The 19,305-nt window shown below is 66.9% G+C and carries 16 protein-coding genes; 8 read left to right on the top strand and 8 right to left on the bottom strand.

Going from position 1 to position 19,305, the window contains the following annotated elements; translation table 11 throughout:
- A complete protein-coding gene (locus ACFY5D_RS14705; protein ID WP_387531230.1) occupies positions 1 to 987 on the top strand; it encodes an aldo/keto reductase in 987 nt (328 codons plus the stop codon).
- 282 nt (positions 988 to 1,269) lie between these two features.
- Here ACFY5D_RS14705 and cynR read toward each other — a convergent pair whose 3' ends face one another.
- Positions 1,270 to 2,145 carry a transcriptional regulator CynR gene (cynR, locus tag ACFY5D_RS14700; RefSeq protein ID WP_387531227.1) on the bottom strand — a complete coding sequence of 292 codons (876 nt, stop codon included), beginning with the start codon at positions 2,143 to 2,145 and terminating at the stop codon, positions 1,270 to 1,272.
- A 109-nt stretch (positions 2,146 to 2,254) separates the two neighbouring features.
- On the opposite strand from cynR, the gene ACFY5D_RS14695 reads away from it, so the two are divergent.
- Together ACFY5D_RS14695 and cynS are read left to right on the top strand one after the other, a co-directional pair.
- Entirely contained in the window at positions 2,255 to 2,914 is a 660-nt protein-coding gene (locus ACFY5D_RS14695) for a carbonic anhydrase (RefSeq protein ID WP_387531224.1), read from the top strand.
- Between the two features lie 52 nt (positions 2,915 to 2,966).
- Entirely contained in the window at positions 2,967 to 3,437 is a 471-nt protein-coding gene (cynS, locus tag ACFY5D_RS14690) for a cyanase (RefSeq protein ID WP_387531221.1), read from the top strand.
- Between the two features lie 148 nt (positions 3,438 to 3,585).
- Here cynS and ACFY5D_RS14685 read toward each other — a convergent pair whose 3' ends face one another.
- Positions 3,586 to 4,932 (bottom strand): polysaccharide deacetylase family protein, encoded by a 1,347-nt coding sequence (locus ACFY5D_RS14685; RefSeq protein WP_387531218.1) that lies wholly within the window; start codon positions 4,930 to 4,932, stop codon positions 3,586 to 3,588.
- A 144-nt stretch (positions 4,933 to 5,076) separates the two neighbouring features.
- Between ACFY5D_RS14685 and ACFY5D_RS14680 the strand changes: the two genes are divergently transcribed.
- The 5 genes from ACFY5D_RS14680 to ACFY5D_RS14660 all read left to right on the top strand — a co-directional run bounded on the left by ACFY5D_RS14680 (position 5,077) and on the right by ACFY5D_RS14660 (position 11,660).
- The gene (locus ACFY5D_RS14680) at positions 5,077 to 6,534 is read left to right on the top strand and encodes a DUF3375 domain-containing protein (protein ID WP_387531215.1); all 1,458 of its coding nucleotides are present in this window, start codon (positions 5,077 to 5,079) and stop codon (positions 6,532 to 6,534) included.
- The gene (locus ACFY5D_RS14675) at positions 6,531 to 7,190 is read left to right on the top strand and encodes a DUF4194 domain-containing protein (protein ID WP_387531212.1); all 660 of its coding nucleotides are present in this window, start codon (positions 6,531 to 6,533) and stop codon (positions 7,188 to 7,190) included. Before ACFY5D_RS14680 ends, ACFY5D_RS14675 begins: the two co-directional genes overlap by 4 nt.
- Positions 7,187 to 10,510: an ATP-binding protein gene (locus ACFY5D_RS14670; RefSeq protein ID WP_387531209.1), complete on the top strand. Its 3,324-nt coding sequence runs from the start codon at positions 7,187 to 7,189 to the stop codon at positions 10,508 to 10,510. The genes ACFY5D_RS14675 and ACFY5D_RS14670 overlap by 4 nt, the downstream gene beginning before the upstream one ends.
- A gap of 74 nt (positions 10,511 to 10,584) precedes the next feature.
- Complete coding sequence (locus ACFY5D_RS14665; RefSeq protein WP_387531206.1) at positions 10,585 to 11,082, top strand: RNA polymerase sigma factor; 498 nt, start codon at positions 10,585 to 10,587, stop codon at positions 11,080 to 11,082.
- A complete protein-coding gene (locus tag ACFY5D_RS14660) occupies positions 11,079 to 11,660 on the top strand; it encodes a methylated-DNA--[protein]-cysteine S-methyltransferase (protein WP_387531203.1) in 582 nt (193 codons plus the stop codon). Before ACFY5D_RS14665 ends, ACFY5D_RS14660 begins: the two co-directional genes overlap by 4 nt.
- A 9-nt stretch (positions 11,661 to 11,669) precedes the next feature.
- Here ACFY5D_RS14660 and ACFY5D_RS14655 read toward each other — a convergent pair whose 3' ends face one another.
- The 6 genes from ACFY5D_RS14655 to ACFY5D_RS14630 all read right to left on the bottom strand — a co-directional run bounded on the left by ACFY5D_RS14655 (position 11,670) and on the right by ACFY5D_RS14630 (position 19,217).
- Entirely contained in the window at positions 11,670 to 12,989 is a 1,320-nt protein-coding gene (locus tag ACFY5D_RS14655; RefSeq protein ID WP_387531201.1) for a PP2C family protein-serine/threonine phosphatase, read from the bottom strand.
- Between the two features lie 13 nt (positions 12,990 to 13,002).
- A complete protein-coding gene (locus ACFY5D_RS14650) occupies positions 13,003 to 13,434 on the bottom strand; it encodes an ATP-binding protein (protein ID WP_387531198.1) in 432 nt (143 codons plus the stop codon).
- On the bottom strand, positions 13,427 to 13,759 hold the full coding sequence (locus tag ACFY5D_RS14645) for an STAS domain-containing protein (RefSeq protein ID WP_387531195.1): 333 nt from the start codon (positions 13,757 to 13,759) through the stop codon (positions 13,427 to 13,429). The genes ACFY5D_RS14650 and ACFY5D_RS14645 overlap by 8 nt, the downstream gene beginning before the upstream one ends.
- 56 nt (positions 13,760 to 13,815) lie before the next feature.
- Positions 13,816 to 15,750, bottom strand: a complete 1,935-nt coding sequence (locus tag ACFY5D_RS14640) for a glycosyltransferase family 2 protein (protein WP_387531192.1) — start codon at positions 15,748 to 15,750, stop codon at positions 13,816 to 13,818.
- Positions 15,751 to 15,940: 190 nt separating this feature from the next.
- Complete coding sequence (locus ACFY5D_RS14635; RefSeq protein WP_387531189.1) at positions 15,941 to 18,463, bottom strand: ABC transporter permease; 2,523 nt, start codon at positions 18,461 to 18,463, stop codon at positions 15,941 to 15,943.
- A gap of 1 nt (position 18,464) precedes the next feature.
- Entirely contained in the window at positions 18,465 to 19,217 is a 753-nt protein-coding gene (locus ACFY5D_RS14630) for an ABC transporter ATP-binding protein (protein ID WP_387531186.1), read from the bottom strand.
- Positions 19,218 to 19,305: the final 88 nt, after the last annotated feature.

Raw genomic sequence — 19,305 nt, 5'->3', positions numbered from 1 at the left:
ATGACTTCACGCGTGCTCGCCGGCCAAAAGGTAAACCCCCTCGGATACGGGGCCATGAACATCGTTCACGGCTACTCCAACTTCCCGACCCCGGAGGCATCCGGCCGCCTGCTCAACGAGGTCCTCGACGCGGGCGTCAACCACATCGACACGGCCACGCTCTACGGCGGCCGACGCAGCGAGGAGCTCATCGGTCAGCACCTGAAGCACCGCCGCGACGAATATTTCCTGGCGTCCAAGGGCGGACTGTCGCTGATCGACGGGCGCAGCGTCATTGACGGCCGCCCCGAGCTGCTGCTCGCCCAGGTTGATGCCTCGTTGCAGCAATTGCAGACGGACCGGATCGACCTCTACTACCTGCACCGGCTCGACCCTGCCGTCCCGGTGGAGGAATCGGTGGGAGCGTTGGCGCAGGCGGTGGCCGCCGGAAAGATCGGCGGCATCGGGCTGTCGGAAATCTCGGCCGCAACGCTGCGCAAGGCCCACGCGGTGCACCCGATCGACGCCGTGCAGAACGAGTACTCGCTGGCGACCCGCAACCCGGAAATCGCCATACTGGATGCCTGCGCCGAGCTGGGAACCGCGTTCGTGGCCTTCAGCCCGCTGTACCGCGGCTACCTGTCCGGCAACCTGCGGGACATCGAGTCCCTGCCGGAGAACGACATCCGCCACTTCATGCCACGGTTCCGCTCCGAAAACTACCCGCAGAACCTGGTGCTGGTTGACCGCCTGAAGCAGCTGGCCGCGCAGTGGGGAACCACCGCGGCCGCACTGTCGCTGGCCTGGGTGCTGGCACAGGGAGACCACGTCCACGCGATTCCCGGGACCACCAGGTCCGAGCACCTTGCCGAGAACATGGGCGCCCTGGACGTCGAGCTGGACCAAGACCAGCTGGCGCAGCTCAACGCAGTCATCAACAACGAGACGATCCACGGCAGCAGGTACAACTCGCACCAGCAGAAGACCGTGGAAAGCGACGAGTTCTAGCCGGGGGCCGACGGGCCAGACGCCGGCAACCTTTAGCCGATCGAAGTCACCCGTCGCTGGTGTGGGCCGGACACTGCAGCAAACGGTTCGCTTCTGGTGCCCGCCTGGCCGGATTGGTTCCGGACTCGCCGGTTCTTGTTGCTCGATACGGCTCGCCACTTCGCGGGCATCGTCGAGTGCCATGCGCCGGCGTCGGGGCAACCGGCTGCACAGCCGCTGATCGGGTTGCCGGATTTCAGGGTTGCCGGTGAAACGTGCCCTACGCGGAAACGGAACGCCTTGCTATTTCCAGTGCGCGATCAGGTCCATGAATGCCAGACTGGCGGCATTCATGTATGCCCCTTTCCTGCGGAGCAGGGCGGCCGTGCGCGAGGGAATCTCTGGCGAAATCGCGATCGCTTCAAGGCCATCGCGATCACGGGCGATGGCCTCCGGCAAAATGGTTGCCAGCCGCCCGCGGCGAACCGTCTCCACGATCGCACTGATCGAATTGGCCTCGATCGCGATATGTGGCGCGATGTCGTGTTCCTGGCAGTATCGATCGATGTGGCCCCTCGTCGCAAAGTCGCGACTGAGAAGCACCAAGTCCTCTTGGCCTAGCTCCTTCAACGTCATCGCCTCGGTTCGCCCTGCGTATTGATGGGCTGTGCCGAGGACGAGGCACAGTGTTTCCACGAACAGCGCCTGGGATTCAATCTCCACCGAGCGGACCCCGGAAAATGCTATGCCGAGATCAAGGCTGTCCTCAGCCAACGCCGCCTCGATGCGGTCCTGGGTCATTTCTTGCACGCTCAGTGTGATGCCCGGATGCAAGGTGTTGAAACGTTCGAGCAGGGGCCCGATCAAGTACGCGGTGAAAGTGGGCGTCATTGCCAATCGGAGCGAACCACGGCTCAAGTCCTTGACGTCATGGACTGCCCGTTCGCCCGCATCCAAATCCCTCACGGCGAGCTTCGCATAGTGCAGATAGGCCTCGCCGGCGTCGGTTAGCCGCACCGTCCGTCCCGATCTGTCCAGCAGCTGGACCTGCAACGAGTTTTCCAGCTGTTTGATCTGTTGCGAAAGGGTCGGCTGCGAAACGAACAGCGCCTCCGCTGCCCGGGTGAAGTTCCGGTGTTCGGCGACGGCGGTGAGGTAACGGACATGGCGCAGCATCATGCGATTCATACTATAGGGAAACCCTATGAATTCGATCGAAAACAGGTCTTGGACACTATAGAAAAACGCCGTCATCCTTGAAATACAACCCATCGCAAGGAGACCGCCCATGCAAGACATCATCGATGGCTTTCTGAAATTCCAAAAAGAAGCTTTCCCTGAACGTTCGGGACTCTTCAAGCAACTGGCAACCAGCCAAAACCCCGGAGCATTGTTCATCACCTGTTCGGACAGCCGGGTAGTGCCGGAGCTGCTGACCCAAAGGGAGCCGGGCGATCTGTTCGTCATACGGAATGCCGGCAACATAGTCCCGGCCTACGGCCCGGAACCCGGCGGCGTCACCGCCACCGTCGAGTACGCCGTCGCCGTTCTGGGCGTTACGGACATCGTCATCTGCGGCCACTCCGACTGCGGTGCGATGACGGCCATTTCCACAGGCAAGGATCTTGGGCATTTGCCGGCAGTCGCCAACTGGCTTTCCCATGCCGACGCGGCCAAAGCCGTGAACGCCGCCCACACCCACGAGTCCGACGCGGAGCGACTGTCAGCCATGGTCCGCGGAAATATCGTTGCGCAGCTGAACAACATCAAGACGCATCCCTCGGTGGCGCTCGCAATGGACCAGAACGTCGTGACCCTCCACGGCTGGGTGTACGACATCGAATCGGGCTCAATCGACACCCTCGACGGTTCCTCTGGTCGTTTCGTCAACCTCGCGAATCATTCACAAGGACCCTCCGAACCAGCCGCTTCCGGCATTACCGCCTGAACGCCCCCCACATCCCAAAATCCCAAAATCCCAAACCCAGAAAGGAATCACCATGATTCATTCCCAGTTCTCACAGACACCGCGCGAGGAACTCACCGCCGTCATCGTCGATGCAAAGACCCGCAAGGACCTCTCTTGGCAGGATCTCACCGACGGCACCAACCTCAGCCTGGCCTATGTGACGGCGGCCCTGCTCGGCCAGCATCCGCTGCCGGCAGACGCCGCGGAAGTTGTCGGCGAACGGCTTGAATTGAGCCGGGACGCAATCCGACTCCTGCAGACCATTCCCTTGCGCGGAAGCATTCCCGGTGGCGTTCCAACGGATCCCACCATCTACCGCTTCTACGAGATGCTGCAGGTTTACGGCTCCACGCTGAAGGCATTGGTGCACGAACAGTTCGGCGACGGCATCATCAGCGCCATCAACTTCAAACTGGACATCAAGAAGGTTGAAGACCCGGAGGGCGGTTCCCGGGCAGTCATCATCTTGGACGGTAAGTACCTTCCGACCAAGCCCTTCTAAGGTCTCCCCCTCGCAGGGACGCCCAGCTGCACCGCCCCTGGAATGGTCCGGGGTGCGACCCCTCCATGCCAGGGCTCGTACCCCGGATCAAACGCTGCCGGGACGTTCGCAATGCGGAAGCCAGATGGGACCGCCCCGAATCGCGGCCCTATTTGGGCCTGGCCGGGTCGACGACCTTTTTCACGTCGAAGAAGGTCTTGAGCACCGGCCGGTCCCCGCGCTTTTCCTTGGCGAACTGCAGTCCGTCGAGGTTGATGCGGGCCTGGCGCAGGTAGGTGTCGCCCTTCTGCACCCAGGAGGGCGCGGTGCCGTCGACCCCGTAGAAGAAGTCGAATCCGTCCTTCTTGAGCGCGTCGTACCTGGTGCCCTTGTACCTCTCCACGTGGGCGATGTCGGCGCCGAAGGGGTAGATAAGCTGGTCGGTGTCCCCGATGATCGGGCGGACCTCCGCGTCCCATTTTTTCATGTCCTTGGTGAACCGCGGCATGGGGCTCTTGCCCATGTCGATGTGTCCCCAGGAATGGGAGGCAAAGACCCAGCCGTTGGCTTTCATCGCATCCGCCACCTGCGTGGCGGTCTCGGTGTCCTTGGCCATGGTCTTGCTCTTGGGGTACTCGCTCTTGGAGGTCCGGTAACCCAGCACCCCGTTGTAGCCGGTCAACGCCACGATGCCCTTGGACCCGCGGTATGAGAAATCCGGGTGCTTCCGGACGTACTCGTCGATGAGCGGGACCATGTCGTAGGCGCCGATCGTCGTCTTTCCGTGGGCATCGGTGTATTCGTTCTTGACCTGCCCGTGTTCATCGAGCAGGAGCTTTGACGGGAAGCCGTCCCCGTCCATGTACTCGTAGTAGCTCACGTCGTCCTCGGACAGGACGATCGGTGTCTTGCCCTGGGGCAGGTGGATCTTCCGGTAGGCCATCTTGCCGTTCTTGTCCAAGCCGGCGATGTCAGCGGGGTTCACCAGCACGAAACCGCGTTTGTGGAGCGCGGGAATGATCTTGTTGAACTCGGACATGGTCACCATGTAGTCCAGGTAGCCCTGCTGGCGCTTGTCCCCGTCGAATGCGCGCTTGGGATCCACCACCAGTGAATGGAAGAAGAGATGGGAGATCTTGGAGTTGTCTTCCCAGACCACGGTGCCGGCCTTGGCCCTGGCGATCCCGGCCAGCGCCTTTTCGGCTTCCGGGCCGGTGACGCCCCCCAGGGTTTTTGCCGCGGCGTCGTAGTCGTAGCCGGCGGCCAACGCCTTGGCCTTGCCGATGAGCTCGGCCTCGGCGGGTTCCGCCGGTTCCCCCGTTGCTTCGGGCACCGGGGCTTGGCTTGCCGGGACCTGTGTTGCGGGGGTTGCGGTTGCCGGGGCCGACGCTGGGCTGGATACGGTCGCGGCCTGCTTGCTCGGTGCCGGCACCCCCTGTGGCGCGGGCGTACAGCCGGCAAGAACCAGTGCCGAGGCCGCCGCCGCGGCTGCTGCCAGACGTGTGCGTTGGAGCATCTTCTCCCTTTTCCTCCCCACGGCAATGGCCGCGTGTTGGTTGTTGGATCGGTGCGATCGACCCTACCCGCTTGCGCGCGAACCTTAAATCGGCGCGCCGATGGACTAGGATTGTTGGGTTCAATCCCCCGCAAAAGGACCGTGATGCGACCTACCCACCAAGCGAGCCCGCTGTGGAGTCAGACGCAACAATTCAGGTCCTCGGCGGCCTGGAAGTTGCTCTCCACCGCCCCGTGGGCAGTTGCCTTCCTGCGTGCAGAATTCACCAGCGCCAAGCCCCGGATCGGCCTTGAGGTCTTCCAGGCCTCGCTCGAGGCGTTCCTCAAGGTGGTGCGCGCCGAGGACCCCGGCTTCAACGACACCATGACGGCCACTCAATATGCCGACGCCTGGGTGAAAAACCAGTTCCTGGCCAGGCCACTGGTCGACGGGCACTTCGTCTATGAACCCACCGCGCAGACGGCCCGCGTGCTCAAGTTCCTTGCGGACTTCTCCGGGGACCGCACCAACCTGAACTCCTCGCGGCTGAACACCCTGCTGGTTTCCCTCGAGTCCCTGGCGCACGAAACCGACCCCGACCCGGCGGCCCGCATCCGCGCACTCGAAGCGGAAATCGCCCAGCGCCAGGAAAAGATCACTGCACTGCGCGACGGAACCTCCCCCGCCGTGCTGCCCAAGGAGGGCGCGCTTGCGGCAACCAGGTCCGTGCTGGACATGGCTTCGGGCCTGCCCGCCGATTTCAAGCGCATGCGCGACGGTGTGCAGGAAATGCTCCACGCGCTCCGCGGGGAAATCATGGAATCCTCCTCCGTCAAGGGCGTCGCGATCGGTGCGGTGCTCGAGGGTGACAAGCAGCTGCGCAGCACCCCGCAGGGCGAGACCTTCCGCGGCTTCACCGAGTTCCTGAACTCCCCCGAGGCGCAGGTGCGCTTCCGCGAGGCGGTCAACGAGGTGCTCGAGCGCGACTTCGTCGATTCCCTCGACGCCCAGGAGCGCCACACGCTGGCGAACCTGTTGCGCGAGCTGCGCCGCCAGGCCTCCGAGGTCCACCAGTCCTACGGCCGTCTGTCCGAATCCCTGCACGCCTACGTGCAGTCCGAGGAGTTCAAGGAAGCCGCCGTGCTGCGCGAGGCCGTTCGTGCCGCCGAGCTCGCCGTCGCTTCCTCGCGTGCGCTGCATTCGCGCACGCTGGTCGCCCCGATCAAGCTCTACAGCCCGCGTTTCACCTCGATCGCGGGGCTGGGCATCTACGACCCGGACGAGCACGTGGCACCGCCGAAGCTTGCCGCACCCCCGGAACTCTCGGTCGCGGACATCCGCCGCACGCCGAGCACCCCGGGACCCGACGTCCCGGCGCTGAACAAGGCCGTCTCGGCGGCGCGCTCGGCATCCGGCGGCGCGGTGTCGCTGACCGAGGCGTACAAGACGCTCGAGGACCGGCACAAGCACCTGAACACCATCCGCTACCTGATCGAGGCCGCCCGCCTCGACGGCGAGGACCCGGACGAGACAAGCTTCGAAGAAATCACTTTCACCCAGGTCGACGGCACCACCCGCACCGCCCTGGTGCCAGCCATCAGCTTCACGAAGGATCCAGCATGAGTACGCCATTGCCCTCCGGCGCCGCAGCCGAACGCCGCCTCTTCGAGGGCGACACGGGTTCCTTCGAACTGCCGTTGCGCCAGCTTCTGGTCCGCCTGCTGCGCGGCCCCTACCTTGACGGTGTCGCCGAGCCGCGGCTCTGGCAGCTGGTGCTGGATCGCCGGGCGGAGATCTCCGCATACGTCGCCGAGATCTTCCTGGTCCTCGAGGTCGATGCCTCGCGCAAGATCGCACTGCTGAGCCCGGTCGCCCTCGAGGCCGCGCACACCACCGCCATCGCCCCGCGTCGTGCGCTCAAGCGCGAGGAAACCCTGCTGGCGCTGCGCCTGCGCCTGCTGCTCGAGCGCCACGCCGGCTCGGGCACCGACGCCGTCGTCACCCGCGACGCGGCCCGCGAGATCCTGCTCGAACACCGTGCCCCCGGGGACACCGATGACAAGAAGCTCGAGGAAACCACCGACGCGGCGCTGGCCCGCCTGCTGAGCCTGAAGCTGATCCTGCCCACCGAGCTGGCCGACGAATACAAGGTCTCCGGCGCGCTGGCGCTGGCCCTGCCCTTCGCGACCATCGAGGAAATCCCCGACTACATCGCCGCGATCGAGCGCGTGGGCGCGGATGACACCGAAGAACTTGAACTGGAGACCGAAGACGCATGAGCATCGAAATGACCCTGCCGCTCTCCGACGCCGTGAACCCGGGCCAGCACCGGCTGACCCAGATCCAGGTGATCAACTGGGGCACCTTCCACGGCCGCCACACGCTGTACGTGGACCGGGCCGGCACCCTGCTGACCGGCCACCCCGGCGTGGGCAAGTCGACGCTCTTCGACGGCATCGGGCACATCTTCTACGCCGCCCCGCGGCTGAACGAATCCGCGCACGAGGCCTCCACCCGCAAGGACCGGCGCACCACCTACTCCTACATGCGCGGCCGCCGCTTCAAGACCGAGGCCGGCACGCTCTACCAGCGCCCCGGCGCCAGCTGGAGCGCCATCGCCCTGGTCTATGAGGACGGGCTGGGCTCCAACGTCTGCATCGGCGCCATCTTCGACCTGCCGGCCAACGGGCTCGAGGGCCAGGTCGGCAAGCACTACGTCATGGGCGACCGGGTGCTGGACACCGCCGCCCTGGAGGAACACGGCGCACGCCGCTTCACCCCCTCCTCACTGCAGAAGTCGCTGCCCGGCTTCGAGGCGTTCGACGTGCACCGCGCGTTCGCGGAGAAGTTCCGCCGCCGCCTGGGCATCGACAACGACAAGGCGTTCTCGCTGCTGCGCACGCTGCAGAACGGCAAGGGCCTGGACAAGGGCGTCAACCAGTTCTTCCGCTACGAAGTGCTGGAAATCCCGACGACCATGAAGGCCGCCGCCGGGGCCATCGAGGACTTCTCCCACCTGCGCGGCATCCACCGCCAGCTGGAGGAGGCCCGCGCCCAGCGTGACGCCCTGGCCAACGTGCCCGAGCAGAAGCTGCGCCACGAGGAACTCAGCGCCGAGCTGACCAAGCTCAACACGCTGGTCACCACGCAGCTGCCCGCCTTCGGCGCTCAGCTGGCAACCCGGGCGCTGCAGAGCGAAACCGAGCAGCTGACCGCCGCGGTGGAGAAGAACGCGGCGCTCATCGAGGAAACCACGGCCCGCAAGGCCGTGCTGGACACCAAGGTGACCTCGCTGAACGAGCAGCTCGAGGCCGGGGGCGGCGCGGGCCTGGCTGCCCTTGAACGCGAGGCGGAGGCCGCCCGCAAGTCGCTGGCCGAGCGCGAGGCCGTGCTGCGCACGCTGCGCTCCGACTTCGAGGCAGCGGGTCTGGGCTTCACCTTCACGGCCTCGGGCCTGCAGGCCATGCGCCGGCAGGCGGCCGTGAGCGCGGAGAACCTCTCCTCCATCGCCAAGGACGCGCGCACCATGGAGTACGAGGCCATGGCAAACGTGATGAACCTGAAGGACCGGATCTCCAAGCTCAAGCTGCAGATCGACTCCTACGCCAAGCGCGGCTCCAACATCGACGACCGTTCGATCGCCGCACGCCGTGCCATCGCCGCCGCCACCAAGCTGGGCATCGAGGACCTGCCGTTCGCCGGCGAGCTGATCGACCTGTCCCCCGCCCACGGGCAGTGGCGCCCCGCCGCCGAGAAGGCGCTGCGTTCGCTGGCCACCACCATCCTGGTGCGCGGCGAGGACCTGAAGTCCGTCACCCACGCCATCGACTCGCTCAGCGGGCTGGGACGCATCCGCTGGAACGACATCTCCAAGACCCCGCGCGAGGTCGTCCCCGGCCCGGGCGATCTGGTCGGCAAGCTCGACTTCAAGCACTCGGACGCCGGCACCTGGCTGCGCGGAAAGATCGCCGCCGACTACCCGCTGGTCTGCGTCGACTCGGACGCCGGGCTGCACATCCACGACAAGGCCATCTCCATGGCCGGCACGATCAAGACGGGCGCCGGCAGCTTCGAGCGGGACACCCGTTCGGTCGCCGCCTCCGACTACCTGCTGGGCTTCACCAACGCGGAGAAGATCTCCGAGCTGGAGGCCAAGCTCGCCTCGCTGGTCGAGGAGCTCTCCCGCATCGAGGACGTCGCCAACGACCGCTCGGCGGCCAAGGACCAGCTCGCCTCCAAGCTGGCCCTGCTGGGCACGCTGGCCGCGGACGAACGCAGCTTCGCCTCGCTGGACGCCTCCGGCGCCCTGACCACGCTGCAGGACCTCGAGGCCCGCATGGCCGAGGCCCTGTCCACCTCCGGGGACCTGTCGCCGGTGCGCCGTGCCCTCGAGGCCGCCCGCGCGGAGCTCGAGGAATGCGTCGGCACCCTGGCCGTGGCCCGCGCCGAGGCCGCCACGCTGGCCCGCGGCCTGGAGAAGGCCTCGGCCGCGCTACGCGCCGCCAAGGTCCGGGATTCGGCCACCGAGGAATGGGCCAGCGACATGCTGGCCGCCAGCGAGCAGCTGGCCCCGCTGATCACCCGCCTGGAACAGCGCCAGCCGGTCGGCACCTCGGAGCTCGAGGCGGCGCTGAACGCGCTCGCGCTCGCGCTCTCCGAATCCGGCGCCGACCTCAAGCGGGAAACCTTCACCCTGGAGGCGGCCCTGAAGGACACCTTCAAAGCGTTCGCCCGCGAGTTCGGCAACTCGGCGGCCGTCAGCTTCGGCACCGGCGTCGAGGCGGCCGAGCACTACGTGGCCCTGCACCAGGGCATCATCGAGGAAGGGCTGCCGCAGCACGAGGAGGAGTTCCGCGAGTACTTCTCCAACCGCTCCTACGAGCGCTTCTCCGACCTCCTCCAGCTGCTGGAGGAGGAACGCCGGCAGATCGCCGAACGCATCTCCCCGCTGAACCAGATCCTGGCCGACGTGCCGTTCGAGCACGGCTCCAAGCTGGCGCTCGAGGTCAAGACCACGGTCCCCGACGAGGCCCGGGCCTTCCGCCAGGCGCTCAAGGACGCGCTGGCCGGGGCGTACTCCTCGCGCGGCTCGGCAACGCTGAGCGAAAGCTACAAGGCTCTCGAGTACCTGGTCGACTCGCTGGACGACCCGTCGCGGGCAGCCTGGCGCGACACCGTGCTGGACGTGCGCCAGCACGTGACCATCAGCTGCAACGAGCACAAGCCCAACGGCGAGCTGGAAACGGGCCTGGAACCGGGCACGCTCTCCGGCGGCGAGGGCCAGCGCTTCACCTCCTTCATCATGGGCGCGGCCCTGGCCTACCAGCTGGGCTTCGCGACCGCGGGCTTCACCGCCTACGGCACCGTGATGATCGACGAGGCGTTCATCCAGGCGAACTCCGAGTACGCCGCCGCCGGCATCAACGCGCTGCAGGAATTCGGCTTCCAGCTGCTGCTGGCCGCTCCGGAGGACAAGATCGACCTGTCCAAGCACCTGGGATCGGTCACCGACATCATCAAGCACCCGGGCTCCAACGTCTCGGGCTTCGTGGAGTCGGGCCGCTCCCCCGCCGTGGCCACGACGATCATCCTGCGCTGAGAAACATTGCGCTGACAAATAATGCACCCGGCACCTCACATATCGGGGGCCGGGTGCGTTTACATGGTGTGGAGATGAAAACGAACCCGCCCTTCGAGCTGGTGGTGCGAGAGCACGGGCCGGCGGTGCTGCGCATGTGCACGGCGCTGCTGCGCCCGGGACCGGACGCGCAGGACGCGTGGAGCGAAACGTTCCTCGCGGCCCTGCGTGCCTACTCGGGGCTCGAGCCGGGCGCCAACGTGCAGGCCTGGCTGATCACCATTGCCCGGCGCAAGGCGATCGACGCCCTGCGTTCGCGGCACCCGGTCCCGGTGGATTCCCTGCCGGAGACGGCGGTGCCCAGCGACGGATTCGGTCAGGACGGGTTGTTCGACCACGCCGGCCTGTGGGACGCGCTGGGCTCGCTCACCGAGCTGCAGCGCAAGGCGATCGGCTACCACTACCTGCTCGGCTTCCCGTATGCGGAGATCCCGGAGTTCCTGGGCGGCAGCGCCGCCTCGTTGCGCCGTGCCGCGGCCGACGGCATCAAGTCTCTGCGCAAACTGCTGGAAGTTTCGGAGGAAGAACGATGAGCGAACTCGCCATGCATGAAATCGACATGTTGAAGGAAAACCTGGCCGAGCGCGCCGCCGCCGAGGGGCTGATCGACGTCTCCTACCGGCTGGTGGATTCGCCGGTGGGGCAGCTGATGCTGGCGGCCACCGAGCGCGGGATCGTGCGGGTCGCCTTCGACTCGGAGGACTTCGACGCGGTGCTCGGATCACTGGCCCAGAAGGTCGGGGTGCGGGTGCTGCACCGCGCCGCACCGCTGGACGCGGCGGCGACCCAGCTGGACGAGTACTTCGCGCACTCACGCACGGGGTTCGACCTGGGCCTGGACCACCGGCTGTCCAGCGGCTACCGGCTTGAGGTGCAGCTTGCCCTGCCGCGCATCGGCTACGGCCACACCGCCAGCTACAAGGAGATGGCGGCGCTGACCGGCCGCCCGGCCGCGGTGCGTGCCGTCGGCACGGCCTGCGCCACCAACCCGTTGCCGATCCTGGTGCCCTGCCACCGGGTGCTGCGCAGCGACGGGTCGTTGGGCGGCTACCTGGGCGGGCTGGACGCCAAAAAGGTCCTGCTCGCACTCGAGCAGGGCCCCCTCCGCTAGGCGCGGGCCCTAGTCCGTGGAAACCGAGGACATGGCGCGCCGGCCGGCGTCGCGGCCCCGCGGAACCGCGTTGCTCAGTTCGGACCGCCTGACGGCCAGGACGGTGACGTCGTCCGGGTTGGTGTGCCCGGTGGCCAGCCGGTGGATGGCGTCCACCAGGTCCTGGGCGCTGTCGGCGTTGCGTGCCAGCTCGGCGACCTCGGCGATGGCGGACAGCGTTCCGTCGTAGAGGTCCAGCACCCCGTCGCTGAAGCTGACGATCATGTCCCCCGGTGCCAGGGTGATTTCCCGGGACGTCCAGGTCGCATCCGGCATCAGCCCCACGGGTTGCTCGTGGGAGGTCAGCCGCCCCCAGGTCCCGGTGCTGCGCACCAGCAGGCTCAGGCCGTGGCCCGCATCGGAGAAGACGACCCTGCCGTCCGTCGCCCGGAGCCTGGCGTGGAAGAGGGTTGCAAAGGCCGCGGCCTGGCTCAACTCGGTGGCGAGGCAGTCGGAGGTCATCACCATGGCCTTCACCGGGTCCTCGCTGTTTCGCGCGCTGCGGATGACCGCGCGCGTCGTCGCGGCGATCATGCCCGCGCCGGCGCCCTTGCCCATCACGTCCCCCAGGGTGAACCCGAGCCCGCCCTCGATCGGGTACCAGTCGAAGAAGTCCCCGCCAACGGCCTTCGAGGGGATGCAGGCACCGGCGGTCTCGTAGCCGGCCAGCAGCGCGGCTTCCTTGGGCAGCAGGAACCTCTGGATCTGGGCGGCCCTGCTGAGTTCCTCCGAGGCCGTGGCGGCCTCTATCCGTGCGGTGTTCAGGTACTGGCGGGCCCGCGTGGCCAGCTCGTTGACCGTGAGCGCGGCAAGGGCGAAGATGAGCGTGTTGATCATGCCGCGGGCGAGCTCGTTGGGGTTGTCGACGGTCTGCGCACCGAGCGCAAACGGCATCATGATGGCCACCACCGTTCCGAGGACGGCATACAGGACGTAGCGGCGACCTGACATGACGGCGAACCAGAGCACCGGCAGCAACGCCAACGAGGAAAAGATCGAGTGGGACTCGCCGGTGCCGTGCCGCAGCAGCCCCGCGGCGATGAAGTCCAGGGCCGGCACGATGGTGGCAAAGCGCAGCAAGGACGGGCGGCCGAAGATGCACGCCAGCACCGTGGCCACGGCCACCAACGCCACGCCGGCGACGACGGATGCCGCGTTGCTGATGGACAGCGTCGGGATCATGGTGCTCATGAGCACGGCAACGAGGAACAGCCCCGCGAACAGGAGCTGTTTGCGCAACGGCGAAAGGTCGTCGAATCCCGTCAGGATGCGCACGGGGTCGGCAGTCATGGAATTTCCTTCCCTACGGGTGCGGTGTCGAATCCCGGGACAGGACCCAGGTGTTGGTGCCGTCCTGGCGGACGAAGGTGACGGTGGTGACCAGTGCGCGGATCAGGGCAAGCCCGCGCCCCGACTCGGCCTCCGGCCCGGGCATGCCCTTGGCCTCGGTTCCCAGCTGCGGGTCGGCGGCCCCGAACGCGCTGATTTCCGCCCGCAGGCTCTGCGCCCTGACGCCGATCTCGATGCCCAGCTCGACGGGGTCCGGCGACTCCGGGACCGCGTGCAGGACGATGTTCGTGGCGGCCTCGATCACGGCCGTGGCAAAGGTCATGCGGTCCATGTCGGGGACGAATGGCGCGTCGTCCCACAGCTCTTCGAGCAGGTCGTGGATCGCCTCGATGGCGGCCGGGAGGGCCTGGTCGCGGAAGCTGCGGCGGGCAATGAGGTCAGTCATTTCCGAACGCGTCCTCTGCCGACGGGTAGGAGGTCAGCACGCGGTCCATGCTGGTCAGCTCCAGGACCATCGTCACCTGCGGCTGCACGGCGGCAATGCGCAGGTCCCCGCCCGCCTGCCGGGCCGCCTTCAGGCACCCGATGAGTGCGCCGAGGCCCGAGGAATCCATGAAGGTGGTCTCGGCCAGGTTGACGACGATCCGGTTCGAGCCGGCGGCCACGACCTCGTTCACGTACGTCCTCAGGTTGGGTGCGGACACCATGTTCAACCTGCCGGAGGCCGTGACTTCCGTGTACGACCCCCTGGCCATGTGGCTAAGTTCCATCGTGGTTCCTTTCTGCCGTCCACCGGACCATGCGGCGACGTTCCCTTGTGATCTGGCTAAATCTCATCCGGCGCAAATCCCCGGTAGCGCACTGCCTTGTACAGGACGCTGAGCACGAGCAGGTCGAAGACGACCCAGCCGACGTTGACAAGCGTACCGACCGGTTCGGCCAAACCCGTGGCCAGACGCACTATTCCGGCGACGGCTGCGACGCCCAGGAGGGCCGCGGCCGTGAGCTGCGGACGGATCAGGCTCCAGCGCGGGCCCCCTGCCTGGCGGCTCTTCGGGGTGACGGCGAATCCCAGGGGACGCCCGAACCAGACATTGCGTGCCGCCGTGGTGCAGGCCTTGATCCAGGTCGGGAACAGCGCCAGGCTGTATTGCTGGCCGCGCCAGGTGGGGATGCCGTGCCCGGCGACGGCGAAGAGCAGCTGGTTCACGACCATGAACGGAATGAACCGGATGAAGAAATCGGTGCTGAGGCTGGCGACCGGCAGGATGCCCAGCAGGAGGTAGATGACGGGCGCCGCAAAGTAGACGACGGCGGCGAACCCGCTGAGGTAGCTCCACATCGTGGCGAAGTACATCAGCCGCTGGCCCCACTTCAGCCCGCGCTGGACCAGCGGGTTCTCCCGCAGCATGACCTGCATGGTGCCCTGTGCCCAGCGCAGCCGCTGGGTCAGCATGGTGCCGATGTCCTCGGGCGCCAGGCCGTGGGCGAGCACCTCGTGGTGGTACACGCTGTTCCAGCCGAGGGCGTGCATCCGCATGGCCGTGGCCATGTCCTCGGTCACCGAGATCGTCGCCATAGGCATGAGGGGCTGCGCCTCGCCGGAGCGTTCCACCGACAGCGCGTCCAGGACGGCCTGGACCGATTCCATGGCGCCCAGCGGGGACCATTCGCGTTCGGCCAGCCGCTGCACGGCCTCGTCGGTGATCGCCAGGACGCCCGTGTCCCCCACGGATGCCATGTCCAGCGCGGCGATCTCCTCGAGGTCGGCCTGCAGCGCATGCATGTCGGCCTCGACCAGGGCCCGGACGGCGGCGTCCACCTTCCGCCGTACCTCGTAGGTGATTTCGCTCAGGGATTTTCCCGCTTCGAGCTGGCTGCCCGCATGCAGGGTCGCGGCCTCCACCTCGTCCAGCATCCCCGCCACCAGCGGGGAGGCGGCATCCGCCGATTTCCGGGCCTGCCGGATGGCCTTGCGGGATGCGGACAGGGCCCGGCGAACGCTCTTTTCCGTCTCCTGCACGTAGCCGACCAGGCCCAGCTGCATGAGCGCCTCGCGGCGCAGGACCGCATTCGACCCGCAGAAGAAGGCCGCGTTCCAGCCGTCCTTGCCCTGCTGGATGGGCCCGTAGAAGAGCGGCGCCTGGCTGCCCAGCGGATCGTCGTGGGGCACGTTGATGAAGTACTGCGGGGTCTGGACCAGCGCGACCTTCCGGTTGTTGAAGTAGCCCAGGGTCTTGTCCAGGATCTCCGGCTTCGGGATCTGGTCGGCGTCCAGGATCAGCAGGAACTCGCCCTCGGTGACCATCAGCGCGTTGTTCAGGTTCCCCGCCTTGGCGTGCCGCGGCATATTGGTCCAGTCCTCGCCGCGGGTGACATAGCCAAGCCCGTGCTCCGCCGCCAGCTGCCGCAATTCGGGCCGGTCGCCGTCGTCGAGGATCCAGGTGCTGTGCGGATGCCGGATGCGCCGGGCGGCCAGCGCGGTTTCCATCACCATCTCCAGCGGCTCGTTATAGGTGGTGATCAGGACGTCCACCGTCGCATCCGCCGGGGCCTCGGGCGCCCCGGTCCGTTCCTTCAGGCGCCAGACCGTCATGCCGAACAGGAGCACGTCGATCAGGCTGTAGGTCTCGGCAACGATCAACGGGACCGCGATCCACCAGGCGTCCCAGTTCAGCGAGGCGGCCCAACGCCAGGCGACATAGTTCACGCCCAGTATCAGCGTGAGCACCACCATCAGGCGCGTCCAGAACCGTCTCATATCCTGCCTCCAGCAGCTCCCTGCGATCGTCCGCGGACATGTGCCGCCAAGGTGCCCGGCGACGTTGCGTGAACGCGGACCGGGTTGGCGGGACATGCCGAACATACCACGGTTGACCAGTCAAAAGATGCCCGAAGGGCCCCGCTCGCACTCGAGCGGGGCCCTTCGGGGAACCAGATGACGTTGGCTGCTACTCGCTGGCGAGCCCCTGCACCGGGGCCAGCTTGGCGGCGCGGCGGGCCGGGACGATCGAGGCGGCCAGGGCGGCCACGACGCTGATGGCGATGACGCCGGCCAGCTGCAACCACGGGATCGAGACCACCATGGAGCCGAAGGACGCCATCACGGACTGTGCACCGAGCAGGCCGTAGGCGGTGCCGATCAGCACGCCGAGCAGCGCCGCGACCCCGCCGATCAGCACGGCCTCGGTGGCCAGCATGCCGCGCAGCTGGCCACGGGTCAGGCCCAGGGCCCGCAGCAGGGAGTTCTCGCGGGTGCGCTCGAGCACCGAGAGGCTCAGCGTGTTGGCCACGCCGATCAGCGCGATGAACACCGCCACGGCCAGCAGGCCGGAGACGATCAGCAGCAGCATGTCGATGACCTGGTTGAACATCTGCTTCTCCATGACACCGCCGCCCACCGCGTATTCGTCGACGTCCAGCGTGGAGGCCAGGTCCGTGGCCAGCGTGCGCAGTTCCGCGCCGCTGAGCGAATCATCGACCTTGAGCCACAGCTTGGCGGAGGTTTCCGCCGGGGCCTTGCCCTGCGGGACGCCCAGCACGCTGGAGGCGGTTTCCCAGGTCATGACCGAGTCGATCGCGTTGGCATCGCTGATGAGCAGCTTCAGCTCGCCCTTTGTGCCGCCGTCGCCTTCGGCCTTCATGGTCTTGCCGTCCCAGTAGCTGGCCACCAGGACCTCGCCGGACTTGGGCAGCTGGCGGCCGGTGTTCAGCACCGCGGCCATCTCCGTGGCGTCCATGGCGTAAAGCGGTTGTTCGTCTTCGGTTTCGCCCACCTGGGTCAGCAGCGCGGCGGACTTCACGCCCTCCAGTCCCCGGACCTTGCCCAGGTTCCCCGGGGTCAGGGTGGACAGGTCGCCGTTCTGGACCTCCATGTCCACCAGGTATTCGCCGCCCAGGGCATCGCCCAGCGAGGACTTTGCCGTCTGGGCGCCGACCATCATCATGGACACCAGCGTCACGCCGATGAGCAGTGCCGTGGCGGTGGCGGTGGTGCGTCCCGGGTTGCGGACCGCGTTGACGCTGGCCAGCTTGCCCGGGACGGATCCGCCGGCGGTCAGCTTGCCGATGAGCGAGACGCTCTTGGGCAGGAAGAGCGAACCGAGCATGAGGATGCCCGGGAAGGAGAGCAGGCCGCCGCCGAAGGCGATCAGCAGCTCGCCCTTGGCCGCGCCGTAGACAAGCGCCGCGGTGCCCGCTGCAAGCAGCAGCAGGCCGAAGATGATGCGGACCTTGCCCGAGGTGTTGGCCAGCGACACATCGTCGGCCGGGCGCAGCGCGGCAAGCGGCGCAACGGACATGGCCTTGCGGGCCGGAACCCACGCGGCGACCAGGGTGATGAGCGTTCCCGCGGCGATGGTCCCCAGGACGGCCAGCGGCGGAACCGCGAGGGTCGCGAAGGACATCTCGGACACGTTCGCGGCCAGGATCTTGATCAGCAGCGACATGATGCCCGTGGCCAGCAGGACGCCGGCGGCCGAGGCCACCAGGCCCACGATCAGCGCCTCGACGAGCACCGAGGCCCGGATCTGGGAACGCACGGCACCGAGGGTGCGCATGAGCGCCAGTTCCCGGGTGCGCTGGGCAACCAGCACCGAGAAGGTGTTCATGACAACCAGTCCGGTGACCACCAGGGCGATCAGCGCGAAGACCAACAGCACGATGGTGAGCTGGTCGTTGCCGCCGGAGAACATGGCGACGTCGGCGACGATGCGCTCGTCGGGGGTCATCACCGTGAAGTACTTGACGCCCGTGCCCTCGACGGAGGCGCCCAGGGCTGTCTTCAGCGAGGCGAGTGCCGCGGGGTCCTCGGCGCGGACGATGATCTGGTTGTAGTCGGTGGTTGCGTCGCCCCTGAGAGTTTTCAGCAGGTCGGGGGTCACCGACAGGTTCATGACGGAGCCGCTCATGGGGTCGTTGGAGGTCGCGGTGATGCCGCTGACCACGACGTGCCGGCCCTTGGCGTTGTCGGATCCGTCGGAAACCTCGATGGTGTCGCCGACCGAGATGTTGTACTCCTTGGCGTACACCGCATCCACGGCGACCTGGTCGCTGCTGGCGGGCATGGTGCCGTTTTCCAGGGCGGTGGTGTTCAGCCGCGCGTCCGCGGCGGGGGTGCTGGCCGTTGCGAAGTAGCGCTTGCTGCCCGCCTGGACGCTGACCCCGGCCCCGCTGATCCCGTGGACGGCCGCCACCCCGGGGGTCTTGCCGATCGCTTCAAGGGCCTTGGTGCCGAGCGAGTACGACTCGTTCTTGGCGTTGTCGTCGTTCTCGTAGGCGGCGGTCATGTCGCCGGTGACGACCAGGTCGGCGGTGGCGTAGGCCGAGCCGATGCTGTTTTTCAGGGATTCGGTGGCCGAGGCGTTGACCATGAGGGTCGCGGCAAGGAAGGCCGTGCCGATCATTACCGCGAGGATCACCGCAATGAACCGGCGTGAATACGCCTTGAGGTTTGCGAGGGCTAGCTGGATCAACTTACGCTCCCAAACCGGAAAGTGCCTGGGTCACCGATTCAACGGTGGGGTCCTCCAGCTGCCCGACGAGCTGGCCGTCCTTCATCAGCAGCACGGTGTCCGCATAGGAGGCGGCAACCGCGTCGTGGGTGACCATGATGATGGTCTGGCCCATTTCCCGGGTGGAGGAACGCAGCAGCGAGAGGACCTCGGCGCCGGTGCGCGAGTCCAGGTTGCCGGTCGGTTCGTCGCCGAAGACGACCTCGGGGCGGGTGAGCAGGGCGCGAGCCACGGCCACGCGCTGCTGCTGGCCGCCGGAGAGTTCGTGCGGCTTGTGGTTCAGGCGGTCGTTCAGTCCCAGCGTGGTCACGATGGTTTCCAGCCAGGCCGGATCGTGCTTCTTGCCGGCCAGGGCCAGCGGAAGCAGGATGTTGGCCTCTGCGGTCAGCGTCGGAACGAGGTTGAAGGACTGGAAGACAAAACCGACCTTTTCGCGGCGCATCTTGGTCAGTGCATCGTCATTCAGCTTGGAGATATCGGTGCCGCCGATGAAGATCTGGCCGCCGCTTGCCTCGTCGAGGCCGGCGAGGCAGTGCATCAGGGTGGACTTGCCGGAGCCCGATGGGCCCATGATGGCCGTGAAGCGTCCGCGGGCGAAGGAAACATCGACGCCGCGCAGGGCCTCAACGCGGGTGGATCCCTCGCCGTAGATCTTGCTGAGGCCCGTGGCGTAGACAGCGATATCGGTGCTGGTATGAGGTGCAGTAATGGTCATACCAACACGTTATGTTGCGGCTGTATGGTTTTGGATCATCCGTAGGGCCCTACTTGGGGTCCTTGCGGCTCATACCCGGGTATGAGAC

This window comes from Paeniglutamicibacter sp. NPDC012692 (genome assembly GCF_042901625.1).
Taxonomy (GTDB): Bacteria; Actinomycetota; Actinomycetes; order Actinomycetales; family Micrococcaceae; genus Paeniglutamicibacter.
The sequence above is the reverse complement of the archived record's forward strand: the minus strand, read 5'-3'. Positions and strand labels throughout refer to the sequence as shown.

Bases quoted from the DNA above. Each gene is read 5' to 3' on its own strand.
- ACFY5D_RS14655 (WP_387531201.1), bottom strand. From the start codon at position 12,989: ATGACTGCCGACCCCGTGCGCATCCTGACGGGATTCGACGACCTTTCG.
- ACFY5D_RS14670 (WP_387531209.1), top strand. From the start codon at position 7,187: ATGAGCATCGAAATGACCCTGCCGCTCTCCGACGCCGTGAACCCGGGC.
- ACFY5D_RS14685 (WP_387531218.1), bottom strand. From the start codon at position 4,932: ATGCTCCAACGCACACGTCTGGCAGCAGCCGCGGCGGCGGCCTCGGCA.
- cynS (WP_387531221.1), top strand. From the start codon at position 2,967: ATGATTCATTCCCAGTTCTCACAGACACCGCGCGAGGAACTCACCGCC.
- ACFY5D_RS14695 (WP_387531224.1), top strand. From the start codon at position 2,255: ATGCAAGACATCATCGATGGCTTTCTGAAATTCCAAAAAGAAGCTTTC.
- ACFY5D_RS14660 (WP_387531203.1), top strand. From the start codon at position 11,079: ATGAGCGAACTCGCCATGCATGAAATCGACATGTTGAAGGAAAACCTG.
- ACFY5D_RS14640 (WP_387531192.1), bottom strand. From the start codon at position 15,750: ATGAGACGGTTCTGGACGCGCCTGATGGTGGTGCTCACGCTGATACTG.
- ACFY5D_RS14680 (WP_387531215.1), top strand. From the start codon at position 5,077: ATGCGACCTACCCACCAAGCGAGCCCGCTGTGGAGTCAGACGCAACAA.
- ACFY5D_RS14675 (WP_387531212.1), top strand. From the start codon at position 6,531: ATGAGTACGCCATTGCCCTCCGGCGCCGCAGCCGAACGCCGCCTCTTC.
- ACFY5D_RS14645 (WP_387531195.1), bottom strand. From the start codon at position 13,759: ATGGAACTTAGCCACATGGCCAGGGGGTCGTACACGGAAGTCACGGCC.
- cynR (WP_387531227.1), bottom strand. From the start codon at position 2,145: ATGATGCTGCGCCATGTCCGTTACCTCACCGCCGTCGCCGAACACCGG.
- ACFY5D_RS14630 (WP_387531186.1), bottom strand. From the start codon at position 19,217: ATGACCATTACTGCACCTCATACCAGCACCGATATCGCTGTCTACGCC.
- ACFY5D_RS14705 (WP_387531230.1), top strand. From the start codon at position 1: ATGACTTCACGCGTGCTCGCCGGCCAAAAGGTAAACCCCCTCGGATAC.
- ACFY5D_RS14650 (WP_387531198.1), bottom strand. From the start codon at position 13,434: ATGACTGACCTCATTGCCCGCCGCAGCTTCCGCGACCAGGCCCTCCCG.
- ACFY5D_RS14665 (WP_387531206.1), top strand. From the start codon at position 10,585: ATGAAAACGAACCCGCCCTTCGAGCTGGTGGTGCGAGAGCACGGGCCG.